We start from the raw sequence: 13,999 nt of genomic DNA, 5'->3' as shown, positions 1-13,999 counted from the left end.
GGGACTTTTTCTCGAAGCTATTAGTCATCACCACCAGGCTTGTACCTATTAGAGTAAATGCTGACCAAAAGCTTTTAACCATAACAGCCCCGCCACCGTTTTGGCATCATTGATACGTCCGTCAGCAACCCACTGAAAAGCATCCTCTAGGGGAAGCGCCAGAGTTTCAAGAAACTCCTCCTCATCACGATCATGGGCTTCGAAGTGCAAGCCACGGGCTAAAAAAAACTCAATTTTTTCAGTAGAATAAGCAATACATAAATGTAACGTAGTGAGATGTAACCAGTGATCTGCGCGGTATCCCGTTTCTTCCAGCAATTCTCTCTGAGCGGCCACCAGGGTGGGCTCATGGGGCTCTAATTTACCAGCAGGAATTTCAATATAGTGACGTTGGTTGGGATAGCGATATTGGTACTCGAGGAGGACACTGCCGTCCTCCATTAACGGAATTATGGCAGCAGCACCACTGTGCACAATATATTCACGCACGGCCTCAGCTCCGTTGGGAAGTGAGACAGAGTCGCGGCGAACATCTAATAGTCGCCCTTTAAATATCTCTTCAGTGGTTAATTGTGATTCAGTGAAATCGGGGAAACCATCAAGAATATTTTTCATAATCATTATCTGAATGAACGGGTAATGGAATTCACACACAGATCAATCAGAGACTGAGGGATTATACCCAACACAAAAATAACTAAACCATTTAAGCCAATGAGAATTAGATGATCTGGTTCTGCGACCAAGGGCTCCTCAGATACAGGATCATCCATATACATCAGCTTGATCACTCTGAGATAAAAGAAAGCCCCGATCAGTGACATAATCACTGCATACACCACCAGCCAAGTATAGCCTGCGTCCAGCACTGCGCTTAACACCGAGAGTTTGGCAAAGAATCCCACCGAGGGAGGAACACCGGCCATGGAAAGCATCACCAGCAACATCATAAAAGCGATCCATGGGCTACGATTATTGAGGCCCTTAAAATCCTCCAGTCGATCCCCCTCAAAGCCATGGCGGGAGAGCAACATCACAATCCCTAAGGCGGCTATTGACACAATCACGTAAGAGGCCACGTAAAACATGGAAGCAGCATAGCCGGCAACGCTGGCGGAGAGAATCCCTAGCAGTAAATAGCCCATATGCGCAATGGTAGAATAGGCCAACATGCGTTTAATGTTGGTTTGTGCAATGGCCACAATATTACCCAGGCCAATAGAGAGTACTGCCATAATGACCAGCATGGGTTGCCAATCACTCACCATGGCACCCAGTGCCCCTACTAATAAACGAATAATAAAAGCAAAGGCAGCAATCTTGGGTACTGAAGCCACAAATAAGGTGACGGAGGTGGGAGATCCCTCATACACATCAGGAATCCACATATGAAAAGGAACTGCTCCAAGCTTAAAGCCTACTCCGGCTACCACAAACACTAAACCAAACACCAAAATGGCTGGATCAATGGTATTCGCCGCAATGGCGTTGGCCACTTCTGGAATCATTAAGGAGCCCGTGGCACCATAGAGCATGGATAAGCCATAGAGCAATAAACCGGAGGCCAGAGCAGAGAGCACAAAATACTTCATGGCCGCCTCTGTGGCTTGTTTAGACTCTCTTTGTAGAGCAATCAAAGCACATTGAGCGAGTGATAGCATTTCAAGACCCAAATAGAGAACCAGGAAATGATTAGCAGAGATCATTACCATGATGCCTAGTAGGGCAAAGAGCATTAATACAAAAAACTCTCCCTTAAACAACCCTCGTTGTTGCGAATACAAGCGGGAATAGGCAAACACAAAGCCCATGGTAATCAAAGAAAATATATTTAAAGTACGGGTTAATTCATCACTGATAAACATGCCACCAAAGGCCGTCATCGCAGTCCCAGCGCTAAGCGTCAAGACACTAATACCGGTAGCAATTAAGGATAATTGGGCCAGCACATAGGTATAAAACCGATTTTCATCATTAATCCATAGATCCAATAACAATAGCAAACACAGTGCTGTTAAGAGAACTATCTCAGGAAGTGCTGGGGCAATACTGGCAAAGGCAAAGTTCATTGATGCTCCATTAATACTTAATCGCTGACGACTGTTGAATCAACTGATTCACAGAAGTGTGTAACGTACTCGTAATTAATTGCGGATAAAGCCCCATGGCAATAATTAACACCACGATAATGGCCAAAAAAAACTTCTCGCGGGCGGTAACATCTTCTAATTGTGCCACCTCAGCGTTGGCCACTTCCCCAAAAATCACGCGTTTATACATCCATAATATATAAGCTGCCCCAAACACTAAATTGAGAGAGGCCAGTAAGGCATACCAGAAGTTCACTTTAATGGCGCCAAGAATTACGGTGAACTCTCCTACAAAGCCGCTTGTTCCAGGTAGTCCCGCACTCGCCATGGCAAAGAGCATGAGAAACGCTGCAAATACTGGCATTGTATTGGCAACCCCTCCATAGGCCTTAATGTCTCGCGTGTGCATCCGATCGTATAACACCCCAATACATAAAAACATCGCAATGGAGACAAAAGCGTGGGAAATCATTTGTAGAATACTGCCCTCAATACCCAGGGTATTAAACATAAAAATACCTAAGGTAACAAAGCCCATGTGCGAGACAGATGAGTAGGCAATGAGTTTCTTCATATCCTTTTGTATTAAGGCCACTAAGGCCACATAAATGATCGCCACCAAGGATAAACCAATCATCATACCCGACAAGGTATGGGCTGCGTTAGGGGTAATGGGTAGGCTAAAACGCAAAAAGCCGTAGGCTCCGGTCTTCAGTGTAATGGCAGCTAAAATTACCGAGCCTCCGGTGGGCGCCTCCACGTGAGCATCGGGCAACCAAGTATGAAAAGGCCACATGGCAGCTTTCACGGCAAAGGATGCAAAAAATGCCAAGAAAATCATAATCTGTACAGGTAAAGCTAAGCTTAGGGCTTGAAATTTCAAAATATCAAAGCTGCGACCCGCTTCAAAATAGAGATAAATAAAAGCCGCTAACATCAATAAGGAACCCATCAGGGTATACAGAAAGAACTTGATGGAGGCATAGACCCGTTGTGGTCCTCCCCACATACCAATAATCAAGAACATGGGGATTAGGGTCGCCTCAAAAAATACGTAAAAGAGAACCGCATCAAGGGACTCAAAAATACCATTAATTAAGCCCGATGAGATTAAGAAAGCTGCCATATATTGCGCTAAATGCTTGCGAATCACGACCCAGCCGGCAATCACCACTAAAATCGTTACAAAACTGTTTAGCAAGACAAACCACAGAGAAATGCCATCGATACCTAAAGAATAATTAATATTATAGGCTTTAATCCAGGGCACCAATTCCACAAACTGCATGCCTGGGGTAGTAGATGAAAATTGGGCATACAGCGGCAGGGTGACTAAAAAGCTTAACACCGCCCCTAACAATGACAGACTTAGGGTGAGACGCCGTACCTCGTGCTCTGTAAGCGCCACGAGACAGCCCATGATAATGGGTAACCAGATACTAAATGACAAATAGGCATGGAAATTCATATCAACCGTTCACCCTTACCCTCTTATAAACCAAAGACTCATGAGCGCAAACACACCAAAGATCATGATAAATGCATAATGATAAATATAGCCCGTTTGCAACTGCCGCAAACGACCCGCAAAACGACTTATGGAGCGCACTGAACCCATGACCATGGTGCCATCAATTAACGTGATATCGCCATAGTGCCATAACTTGTCACCCAAGAATAACGTCCCCCGTGAGAGCACTCGATCATTAAACCAGTCAAAGTAATAGTTATGGCTTAAGAGAGTATAAACAACGCCTGCATGGGCTTTGATTTTCTCGGGCAAGGCTGGCATGAATACATACAACACCGCTGCCAAGACAATGCCAGCAAGGGCTAACCACAGAGGGGCTGAAGAGAGAGCACTGATCATAAAGGCCACCGGCGTCGTGAACTCCTCCCGCAACAAATGCACCGCCGTGTGCTGGGGATTAATCATTATGGCTGTACCAAAGTAATCACCCATGATCATGGGGCCGATTAACAAATAGCCTGCAATCAAGGATGGGATAGCCAACAGTACTAAAGGCAAAGTAATCACCCAAGGGGATTCATGTAAATGCTCTTTAGTGTGATGATCCATTCGCTCCTGCCCGTGAAAGGTCATAAAGAACATACGGAACGTGTAAAAAGCCGTGATGAATACCCCAGCGGTCACAGCAAACTGCGCATACCCTGCCCCATACAAGGTGACGGTACTCAGCGACTCAATAATTAAGTCCTTAGAAAAAAAGCCGGCAAAGGGAGGAATACCTGAGAGGGCTAGGGAGCCGATTAAAGCAGTCAGATAAGTAATCGGCAAATATCTTCTAAGCCCCCCCATATGGCGCATATCCTGATCGTGATGCATGGCATGGATGACGGAGCCTGCTGCTAAAAAGAGCAGGGCTTTGAAGAAAGCATGGGTACCCAAATGAAAAATCGCCACAGGATAAGCTGAAGCGCCCAAGGCCACTGTCATGTATCCTAATTGCGACAGGGTGGAGTAAGCAATGACTCGTTTAATATCGTATTGAATAACTCCTAAAAAGGCCATGAATAGCGCAGTGGAGGCGCCGATAACTAAAATAAAGGAGCGCGCTGTATCAGAGACTTCAAAAAGTGGCGACATTCTGGACACCATAAAGATCCCAGCCGTCACCATGGTGGCCGCATGGATTAAGGCCGATATGGGAGTGGGACCCTCCATGGAATCGGGTAACCAAACGTGTAAGGGCATTTGCGCTGACTTACCCATAGCGCCGATAAAAAGTAAAATACAAATAACGGAGATTAAGGACCAGCTGTAGCCACTGATCAACATGATGTGTTGATGTATAAGCTGCGGCACCATGGAGAACACCGTGGCGTAATCCAGTGAATGAAAGTAAGCTAGAATCAAACCAATACCTAACAGAAAACCTAGATCACCCACCCGGTTGACCAAAAAAGCCTTGATGTTAGCTACCACAGCCGTAGAGCGCTGAAACCAGAAACCGATTAGTAAGTAAGACACGAGTCCCACCGCTTCCCAACCAAAGAACAGTTGGAGGAAGTTGTTTGACATGACCAGCATGAGCATAGCAAAGGTAAAGAGGGATATATAGCTAAAAAAACGTTGATAACCCGGGTCGTCTCGCATATAGCCCACGGTATAAATATGCACTATGAGAGAAACAAAGGTCACCACCAACATCATGGTCACTGTTAATGGGTCTAACAAAAACCCCACATGAAAGGATAACTCCCCAGCACTCATCCAGGTATATAAGTTACCGTTAAAGGTGTGGCCCGCCAACACATCTTGGGCAATGGCGAGGGACGCCACAAAGGATACCAATACTCCGGTGATAGTCAGTACATGACTGAGAGTTCGACCTAGGGTCTTACCCAGCAATCCGGCCAAGAGGGCGCCCACCAGAGGCGCCATCGGAACGATGAGATAAAGCGATATCATGCTCACAGCTTATTCCTTGAGTTGGTTAATATCATCCACATTAATAGTGCGGATATTTCTAAAGAGCACCACTAAAATAGCCAGCCCAATCGCCGATTCCGCCGCGGCTACCGTTAAAATAAAAAAGACAAAAATTTGCCCCGCCGTATCGTTCAAATAATGGGAAAAGGCAATGAAGTTCAAATTAACAGCAAGCAGCATTAATTCAATACACATTAATAAAATAATGACATTTTTACGGTTTAAAAAAATCCCCACGATACTGATAGCAAACAGTACCGCAGCGAGCATCAAATAATCAGTTAAATTCAAACTCACAGATCTCTCTCCGCCGGCATTTTAATGATTTTAATACGCTCTGAGGCTTTCACACCCACCTGCGCGGCCGGATCCATATAACGCGAATCCTTTCTACGCCGATGAGTCAGCGCAATGGCCGCCACAATGGCTAAAAGTAAAATCGCCGCCGCTAACTCAAAAGGATAAACATACTGGTTATACAACAATAACCCTAACTCTTGGGTATTACTCACTCCTGTGGTATTGCCCACAGTGGTCATCTTGGCAAACTGTTTACTGCTCACCACCAGCACCATCTCAACAACCATTAAAATCGCTACCCCAGCACCCAGTGGTAAATGTCTCCAAAATCCCTCACGCAAGCGATCAAGATCAATATTAAGCATCATCACCACAAACAAAAAGAGCACCATCACGGCGCCAACATAAACTAAAACCAGGGCAATTGCTAAAAACTCTGCCTCCAGCATCATCCACAGGGCCGATCCCGTAAAAAAAGACAACACCAAAAACAGCGCCGCATGCACGGGGTTACGGGCAGTAATGACGCCCAGTGCCGCCACAATCAAAATCACAGCAAAGGCCGTAAATAATAGAACAGAAGAAGTCATCAATCTCTCATTCCTTTAACGATAAGGAGCATCTTGGGCTCGATCCTGGGCGATCTGTTCTTCATAACGATCACCAATAGCCAATAATTTATCCTTGGTCATTAATAAATCTCCACGTTGTTCCCCGTGATATTCAAACACGCGGGTTTCCACAATAGAATCCACAGGACAGGATTCTTCACAAAAACCACAGAAGATACACTTGGTGAGATCAATGTCGTAACGGGTGGTGCGTCTTGAACCATCGGCACGCACCTCAGACTCTATGGTAATCGCCATGGCTGGGCAAACTGCTTCACATAATTTACAGGCAATGCAACGCTCCTCACCGTTAGGATAGCGTCGCAGGGCATGCAGTCCTCGAAAACGTGGCGACTGAGGGGTTTTTTCTTCCGGATATTGTACCGTGATCTTACGTGAAAAGAAGTGTTTTCCCGTCACACCCATACCCTTAATCAGCTCACTTAACATTAAGCTTTTAACAAACTCTGCGATGGCACCCATCATCTACTCCTATCCATGGAACCAAATATTCAGTATGGGCATGGAGCGAAAGGGGGCTTGCACCAGAATCCCCACTACCACTAGCCATACTAACGTCAAGGGAATAAACACCTTCCAGCCTAAACGCATGATTTGATCATAGCGGTAGCGTGGAAAAGTGGCTCTAAACCATAAGAACAAGAACAACACAAAGGCCATTTTAGCAAACAGCCAAAGAATACCATCTGGAATAAAGGACACAGGAGAGAGCCAGCCTCCCATAAACATAATAGAGGTGAGTGCGGCAATTAAAATCATGTTGGCATATTCTGCTAAAAAGAAAATAGCAAAGGCCATCCCTGAATACTCCACATGAAAACCCGCCACAATCTCTGACTCACCCTCCGCCACATCAAAGGGTGCACGATTGGTTTCCGCGGTGCCTGAAATCACGTAAATCACAAACATAGGAAATAAGGGCACCCAATTCCACTGCAGCAAGCCATAGGCACCTCGTTGAGAGAGGACAATGTCCGTTAAATTCAGGCTCTTTGACATCATCAACACTGTAACTAGAGCAAACCCCATAGCAATTTCATAGGACACAATTTGCGCTGCTGAGCGTAAGGCCCCTAAAAAAGCATATTTAGAGTTAGAGGCCCACCCGGCGATCACTACCCCGTAAACGCCCACGGAAGTAATGGCCATGATATAGAGTAAGCCGGCATTGACATTAGCTAACACTAAATCAGGACCAAAGGGAACCACCGCCCAAGCAGCTAAGGCTGGCATGATGGCTAAAACTGGGGCTAACACAAACAAAAAACGGTTAGCTCCGGTGGGCACCACGATCTCTTTCATGAGCAATTTAATCGCATCGGCAATCGGTTGCAGTAAGCCCTTAGGTCCCACGCGATTGGGACCAATACGTATTTGCATATAGCCAATGACTTTTCGCTCAGCCAAGGTCAGATAAGCCACCGCTCCTAGAAGAGGCAGTACAATAACGATGATTTTAAGCAACGTCCAGACGAAGGGCCAAAGAGGGCCAAAAAAGTCCATTAAAAATTGCATTAACTGATGGCCTCCACAGTAATAGTTGGGTGCTGAATAGCCAATTCCTGTGTCTCTTTGAGCCCACTGGGAATCCAAATAACCTGATCAGCCAAGTGATTATTTATCTTTAGCATTAATTGTGTTGTGCCAACACCCTGCCCAACTCGCACTAATTGCCCCTCTGTTAGACGCAGTTTGCTCGCAGTGAGCGCGGAGAGTTCAACATGACGACACTGCCCCAGCGCACTCTCTTGCAAGGGCACAGAATGACGCGTTAGTGCATCGATTTGATAGGGTGGTACCTCAGTTAAACGTTCCAGCATATTGAGGGAAGCGCGCATTTTTAAAGCTGGTAAATACTGTTTATGGTTATTTAATTTTTGTTCAATCACCGACACCCAATTGTTTTCGCTATCGCGATATACTTCCTCGAGGGTATCGTATTGATAACCAGGCAGCTCAAAGAGGTTCGCCAGCACCCGTAATACTTTCCACAGGGGTCGACTCTCACCCTTGGGATGAATAGCAGCCTTAACTGTTTGCACATGACCCGCCATATTAATAAAGGTCCCTGGCGTTTCAGTGAAGGCGGCAATGGGTAAAATGACATCGGCCCAGTTAGGCAAATCTCCCTTAAAGGCATGCATCGCCACCACAAACTCTGCGGCCTGTAATGCCTGCACAGCCCCCTGCGCATTGAGTGCGTCAAGATTTGGCTCAAGCCCTAATACCATTAGGGCTTGGCGTGGTTGGTCCAACATTTGCTGGAAATTCATACCTTGATACTGGTGCGCTCCAAGACTTCCTTGATAAGGCAGCACGCCAGCGATATAGGCAGCCATCGCGTTAGCACCTTGCGGCAAGTAGGACAAGGTGGCACCCGTTAAACGACACAGCTCTTGGGCCAAGCTCCATAACGTGGCATAGTCCTCGTGCTGCTCAGCCAAATGACCCAGCACCACGGTCTTAGGGCCATCAGCTAACAAGCTGTAGGCAATGGCTAAGGCCTCAGGACTCACCACAGCTCCCATCATGGGCGCACAATTGGCGCTAACCGACTGCCCTGATTGCTGGGCAGCGGCCTCAACTACTTGTGCTAATAAGCTGGGCAAAACACTGGGAGTGCCCACCAGCTGTTGGCCCGTAGGCATTGCCAAATCATCAGTAAAAGAGTTAATCAAGTGAACGTCAGCACCATTTTTTACGGCATGACGAAGGCGCACTGCCAGTAAAGGATATTCAAGGCGAAGTCTGGAACCCACCAACAAGACAGACTTTAATCGCGACCATTCATCAATGGCCATCCCTAACCAAGGTACCGAAGCCTCAGCATGGTCCATAGAAAAATCACGTTGGCGCAAACGGTGATCAATGTTAGAGGAGCCCAAATCACGCAGCAGTTTTTGCGCCAACCATAATTCCTCTAAAGAAAGTTGTGGGCTTGCCCACAACCCTAGAGCGTTAGCACCGTGAGCTGATTTAATTTTACTGAAGGCATCCACCACCACTTGCAGAGCCTCTACCCAATCCGCCTCACGCCATTCACCTTGGTCTTTAATCATGGGTTTTAACAAACGATCGTCACTGTTAACCGCTTCAAAACCAAAACGATCTCTATCAGACAACCAACATTCATTAATACTATCGTCTTTACCAGGCACCACCCGCACTACTTCCTTCTTCAACTTAACTTCCACCATAAGTTGACTACCCATAGCATCATGGGGACTGACACTGGGTGAGCGTTGTAGCTCCCAGGTCCGCGCACGATATCGGAAAGGTTTTGAAGTAAGGGCCCCCACCGGACATAAATCGATAACGTTACCCGAGATTTCAGAGTTAACGGTGCGGTCGACAAAGGCTAACACCTCAGATCGTTCACCCCGACCACCAACACCTAATTCCATCACCCCTGCAATCTCCTGACCAAAGCGCACACAGCGCGTACATAAAATGCAACGCGTCATTTCTGTTTGAATCAAGGAGCCTAAGTTTTTATTACTGACCACTCGTTTTTCTTCTTTAAAACGAGAGGCACTACCACCATAGCCCACACTGATATCTTGCAATTTACACTCACCCCCTTGGTCACAAATAGGGCAATCCAAGGGGTGGTTGATTAATAAAAACTCCATCACCGCTTTTTGAGCATTAATGGCGTATTCAGAATGAGTAAACACTCTCATCCCCTCAGTAGCCGGGGTTGCGCAGGCAGGCAGTGGTTTGGGCGCCTTTTCAACCTGCACGAGACACATGCGGCAATTAGCGGCAATGGAAAGTTTTCTGTGATAACAAAAATGAGGAATTTTAATACCCAACTTTCGTGCCGCATCCATTACCGTGCGACCACTTTCCACTTGGGTGGTTTGACCATCGATTTCAACTGTCACCAGAGCCATGATTACGCCGCCTTTTCAGAAACTTGTGTCGCCCCCACAAGACAATGCTTGTGCGTAATGTGGTACTCGAATTCATCGCGATAATGTGTGACAAAAGCGCGTACAGGCATGGCTGCTGCGTCCCCTAGGGCGCAAATGGTTCGCCCTTGAATATTGTTGCTTAAGGATAACAATAAATCCAAGTCGTCACTACGTCCCTCACCTTTTTCGATACGGTGAACAACACGATACAACCAGCCTGTGCCCTCTCGACACGGAGTACATTGACCACAGGACTCTTCATGATAAAAGTAAGACAATCTCTCCAATGCTCTGACCATGCAAGTACTCTCATCCATGACAATAACAGCACCGGAACCTAGCATAGACCCTGCCTTAGCAATAGAGTCGTAATCCATATCCGTGTCCATCATGATGTGTCCAGGAATAACAGGCATAGAGGAACCACCGGGAATCACCGCTTTAATTGTCTTACCCCCTCTCATACCTCCCGCCATCTCCAATAATTGAGCAAAAGGAGTGCCCAGGGGGACCTCGTAATTACCGGGGCGATTCACATGTCCTGATACGGAAAAAATTTTGGTACCACCGTTATTTGGACGACCCAAATTCAGATAAGCTTCCCCCCCCTGACGGATAATCCAGGGAATATTAGCAAAGGTTTCTGTATTATTAATGGTGGTAGGCCGACCATATAAGCCATAGGTGGCTGGAAAAGGAGGTTTGTAACGTGGCTGACCTTTTTTTCCTTCCAGTGACTCTAACAGGGCTGTTTCTTCGCCACAAATATAAGCGCCATAACCATGGTGATTAAACAATTCAAAAGAAAAGTCACTGCCTAAAATACGCTCGCCTAAAAACCCTGCCGCTCTTGCTTCGGCAACCGCTTCTTCACAACGCTCATACACTGACCAAATCTCGCCATGAATATAGTTGTAACCGCGGGTAGCACGCATCGCAAAACCCGCTATAATCATGCCCTCAATCACCGCATGGGGATTATAACGCAGGATATCGCGATCTTTAAAAGTACCAGGCTCTCCTTCATCTGAGTTACACACCACATAGCGTTCACCACTCACTTCTTTGGGCATAAAGGTCCATTTGGTGCCAGTAGGAAAACCCGCTCCGCCTCGTCCGCGCAAACCAGACTTTTTCACCTCATCAATCACCGCCTCAGCACTCATGCCACTTAATATTTTTTTAAGGGCTTCATAGCCACCGCGTTTCACATAATCATTTAAACGCCACGTATGTTCTTTGTTGTCACCTAGTTGACCTAATATCACTTGGGTCATGACTGTAACTCCTTTAACAAGTCGTCTAATTTCTCTTCACTCACAAAAGAGCGCATCTCATGGTTATTGATTAAGAGCACAGGCGCATCGCCACAGGCCCCAAAGCATTGCCCTTCCTTAAGACTAAAGAGCCCATCTGCAGTCACTTCGTTAAAGTCAATGCCTAATCGCTCCTTGAGTTTTTTACATACAGCATCCGCACCAGAGAGAGCGCAAGGCAAATTAGTACAAAGAGTAAGCTTATACTTACCCATAGGTTTAGTGTTATACATCTCATAGAAGGTGGCCACTTCATACACGGCGATGGTCGGCATACCTAAATAAGCCGCCACACTATCCATAACCTCTGTAGATAACCAACCATGCTCCTCCTGAGCAATTCTTAAGGCTGACATCACAGCCGATTGTTTTTGCTCGGGAGGATACTTGTTTATCTCGTGATCGATTTTTTCAAGGGATGCTTTAGATAATAAGCTCACCGGTCAATCTCCCCAAACACTATGTCTTGCGTACCAATAATAGCCACCAAGTCAGCAATCATATGCCCCCTCGTCATTTCATCCAAGCCTGACAAATGTGCATAACCGGGTGCACGAATTTTTAAACGATAAGGTTTGTTGGCGCCATCTGAAATCATGTAAATAGAAAACTCCCCCTTAGGCGCTTCGACACTGGCTAACGCTTCACCGGCAGGAATATGCATCCCCTCAGTGAATAATTTAAAGTGATGAATCAGTTCTTCCATATTGGTCTTCATATCCGTCCGGGAAGGAGGAGCCACCTTATGATTTTCCGTAATCACCGCCCCTGGGTTAGCCCGTAACCAATTGACACACTGGCGGATAATCAGGTTTGACTGACGCATCTCCTCAATGCGGACCAAATATCGATCGTAACAATCACCGTTAACCCCCACTGGAATATCAAACTCAAGATCTCCATAGACCTCATAGGGTTGTTTTTTACGCAAATCCCAGGCCACCCCAGAGCCCCTTAGCATGGGACCCGTGAAACCTAAGTTGAGTGCTCGTTCAGGACTGACCACACCAATCCCTACGGTTCTTTGTTTCCAAATACGGTTATCAGTCAGTAAGGTTTCATATTCGTCTACCAAGGCAGGGAAACGCTCAGTAAAGTCCTCAATGAAATCAAGCATGGAACCATGACGGTTAGCATTGAGGTGATGAGCTTTACTGTCACTGCGTCCGCCTTTATTGGCCAAATGCTGGGGCATGCGCTCTGGTAAATCACGATAGACGCCACCGGGGCGATAATAAGCAGCATGCATTCTGGCCCCAGAAACCGCCTCATAACAATCCATTAAATCCTCACGCTCACGAAAAGCATAAAGAAAGACGGTCATGGCGCCCACGTCCAGAGCATGGGCTCCAAGCCATAGCAAGTGATTTAAAATACGCGTGATCTCATCAAACATTACGCGAATATATTGAGCACGCCGCGGCACCTCAATGTGCAATAACTTTTCCAGAGCCAACACATAACCATGCTCATTACACATCATGGACACGTAATCCAAACGATCCATGTAAGGTACGTTTTGTAAGTAAGTACGGGTCTCAGCAAGCTTCTCAGTAGCACGATGCAATAAACCGATATGAGGATCAGCGCGTTCAATCACTTCGCCATCTAACTCCAGCACTAAACGTAATACACCATGGGCCGCAGGGTGCTGCGGGCCAAAGTTCATGGTGTAATTTCTAATCTCAGCCATGGTGCTCATTATCTCCATAATTATCTGGGCGCGTGATACGCGGGACTATTTCTCTTGGCACCAAGGTTAACGGCTGATAAACCACCCGTTTTTGCTGCTCGTCATAACGCATTTCCACGTAACCTGATACCGGAAAATCTTTTCTAAAGGGATGCCCGATAAAACCATAATCCGTTAACAAGCGACGTAGGTCAGGATGCCCCTCAAAAAGAATCCCAAACAAATCAAAGGCCTCTCTTTCCATCCAGTTAGCCGCTGACCAAATGGACTCAACGGACGACAAAACAGGTAAGGTATCATCTTGAGCAAACACTCTAACCCGTAAACGAAGATTATGTTCAACGGACAACAGGTGACAGACAATGGCGAAACGCGGCCCCCTTTCACGCCCTTCATATGTGAGATAATCGACGCCACACAAATCAATGAGTTGCTCAAAGTGAAACTCATCTCTCAAGATTTTCGCGGTAGCGGGCCAACTGGCAGCCTGCACTTCTAAAGTTAGTTCTTTTAAACGAATAACGCTGTTATCCAGTGCCTCAGCCAAACGCTCAGTGAGTTCCGCTTGTAAACGCTCTAATCGGACATTTATCATGA

At 46.4% G+C, this 13,999-nt stretch carries 13 protein-coding genes; all 13 read right to left on the bottom strand.

Features of this window, described 5'->3' with window-relative positions; translation table 11 throughout:
* Positions 1–48: 48 nt before the first annotated feature.
* Genes FERRO_RS03810 through FERRO_RS03750 form a run of 13 tightly spaced genes read right to left on the bottom strand, consistent with a single transcriptional unit; the run spans position 49 to position 13,994 of the window.
* Positions 49–615 carry an NUDIX domain-containing protein gene (locus tag FERRO_RS03810; protein ID WP_056929792.1) on the bottom strand — a complete coding sequence of 189 codons (567 nt, stop codon included), beginning with the start codon at positions 613–615 and terminating at the stop codon, positions 49–51.
* A 5-nt stretch (positions 616–620) separates the two neighbouring features.
* Positions 621–2,069 (bottom strand): NADH-quinone oxidoreductase subunit NuoN, encoded by a 1,449-nt coding sequence (gene nuoN / locus FERRO_RS03805; RefSeq protein WP_056929521.1) that lies wholly within the window; start codon positions 2,067–2,069, stop codon positions 621–623.
* 10 nt (positions 2,070–2,079) lie between these two features.
* Positions 2,080–3,558, bottom strand: a complete 1,479-nt coding sequence (locus tag FERRO_RS03800) for an NADH-quinone oxidoreductase subunit M (RefSeq protein ID WP_056929520.1) — start codon at positions 3,556–3,558, stop codon at positions 2,080–2,082.
* Positions 3,559–3,573: 15 nt separating this feature from the next.
* Positions 3,574–5,523, bottom strand: a complete 1,950-nt coding sequence (gene nuoL / locus FERRO_RS03795) for an NADH-quinone oxidoreductase subunit L (protein WP_056929519.1) — start codon at positions 5,521–5,523, stop codon at positions 3,574–3,576.
* 9 nt (positions 5,524–5,532) lie between these two features.
* Positions 5,533–5,841 (bottom strand): NADH-quinone oxidoreductase subunit NuoK, encoded by a 309-nt coding sequence (gene nuoK, locus FERRO_RS03790; protein ID WP_082601167.1) that lies wholly within the window; start codon positions 5,839–5,841, stop codon positions 5,533–5,535.
* Entirely contained in the window at positions 5,838–6,434 is a 597-nt protein-coding gene (locus FERRO_RS03785) for an NADH-quinone oxidoreductase subunit J (RefSeq protein ID WP_056929518.1), read from the bottom strand. The genes nuoK and FERRO_RS03785 overlap by 4 nt, the downstream gene beginning before the upstream one ends.
* Positions 6,435–6,449: 15 nt before the next feature.
* Positions 6,450–6,938: an NADH-quinone oxidoreductase subunit NuoI gene (gene nuoI, locus FERRO_RS03780; protein ID WP_056929517.1), complete on the bottom strand. Its 489-nt coding sequence runs from the start codon at positions 6,936–6,938 to the stop codon at positions 6,450–6,452.
* 9 nt (positions 6,939–6,947) lie between these two features.
* On the bottom strand, positions 6,948–7,991 hold the full coding sequence (gene nuoH, locus FERRO_RS03775; protein ID WP_056929516.1) for an NADH-quinone oxidoreductase subunit NuoH: 1,044 nt from the start codon (positions 7,989–7,991) through the stop codon (positions 6,948–6,950).
* Complete coding sequence (gene nuoG, locus FERRO_RS03770) at positions 7,991–10,372, bottom strand: NADH-quinone oxidoreductase subunit NuoG (protein WP_152975690.1); 2,382 nt, start codon at positions 10,370–10,372, stop codon at positions 7,991–7,993. Before nuoG ends, nuoH begins: the two co-directional genes overlap by 1 nt.
* A gap of 2 nt (positions 10,373–10,374) precedes the next feature.
* On the bottom strand, positions 10,375–11,670 hold the full coding sequence (nuoF, locus tag FERRO_RS03765) for an NADH-quinone oxidoreductase subunit NuoF (RefSeq protein WP_056929515.1): 1,296 nt from the start codon (positions 11,668–11,670) through the stop codon (positions 10,375–10,377).
* Positions 11,667–12,149, bottom strand: a complete 483-nt coding sequence (gene nuoE, locus FERRO_RS03760) for an NADH-quinone oxidoreductase subunit NuoE (RefSeq protein WP_056929514.1) — start codon at positions 12,147–12,149, stop codon at positions 11,667–11,669. The genes nuoF and nuoE overlap by 4 nt, the downstream gene beginning before the upstream one ends.
* Positions 12,146–13,402 carry an NADH-quinone oxidoreductase subunit D gene (locus tag FERRO_RS03755; protein WP_056929513.1) on the bottom strand — a complete coding sequence of 419 codons (1,257 nt, stop codon included), beginning with the start codon at positions 13,400–13,402 and terminating at the stop codon, positions 12,146–12,148. Before FERRO_RS03755 ends, nuoE begins: the two co-directional genes overlap by 4 nt.
* Positions 13,395–13,994 (bottom strand): NADH-quinone oxidoreductase subunit C, encoded by a 600-nt coding sequence (locus FERRO_RS03750; protein WP_446718614.1) that lies wholly within the window; start codon positions 13,992–13,994, stop codon positions 13,395–13,397. Before FERRO_RS03750 ends, FERRO_RS03755 begins: the two co-directional genes overlap by 8 nt.
* Positions 13,995–13,999: the final 5 nt, after the last annotated feature.

Origin of the sequence: Ferrovum sp. JA12, from assembly GCF_001431705.1 — a bacterium.
Classification (GTDB): Bacteria; Pseudomonadota; Gammaproteobacteria; order Burkholderiales; family Ferrovaceae; genus PN-J185.
Note: the sequence above shows the minus strand (reverse complement) of the source record. Positions and strands in the feature narration are given on the sequence as shown.

What these genes read in the sequence shown, in the direction of transcription:
- nuoL (WP_056929519.1), bottom strand. Translation starts at nt 5,523, where the DNA reads ATGATATCGCTTTATCTCATCGTTCCGATGGCGCCTCTGGTGGGCGCC.
- FERRO_RS03785 (WP_056929518.1), bottom strand. Translation starts at nt 6,434, where the DNA reads ATGACTTCTTCTGTTCTATTATTTACGGCCTTTGCTGTGATTTTGATT.
- FERRO_RS03800 (WP_056929520.1), bottom strand. Translation starts at nt 3,558, where the DNA reads ATGAATTTCCATGCCTATTTGTCATTTAGTATCTGGTTACCCATTATC.
- nuoG (WP_152975690.1), bottom strand. Translation starts at nt 10,372, where the DNA reads ATGGCTCTGGTGACAGTTGAAATCGATGGTCAAACCACCCAAGTGGAA.
- nuoN (WP_056929521.1), bottom strand. Translation starts at nt 2,069, where the DNA reads ATGAACTTTGCCTTTGCCAGTATTGCCCCAGCACTTCCTGAGATAGTT.
- nuoH (WP_056929516.1), bottom strand. Translation starts at nt 7,991, where the DNA reads ATGCAATTTTTAATGGACTTTTTTGGCCCTCTTTGGCCCTTCGTCTGG.
- nuoF (WP_056929515.1), bottom strand. Translation starts at nt 11,670, where the DNA reads ATGACCCAAGTGATATTAGGTCAACTAGGTGACAACAAAGAACATACG.
- FERRO_RS03755 (WP_056929513.1), bottom strand. Translation starts at nt 13,402, where the DNA reads ATGGCTGAGATTAGAAATTACACCATGAACTTTGGCCCGCAGCACCCT.
- FERRO_RS03810 (WP_056929792.1), bottom strand. Translation starts at nt 615, where the DNA reads ATGAAAAATATTCTTGATGGTTTCCCCGATTTCACTGAATCACAATTA.
- nuoI (WP_056929517.1), bottom strand. Translation starts at nt 6,938, where the DNA reads ATGGGTGCCATCGCAGAGTTTGTTAAAAGCTTAATGTTAAGTGAGCTG.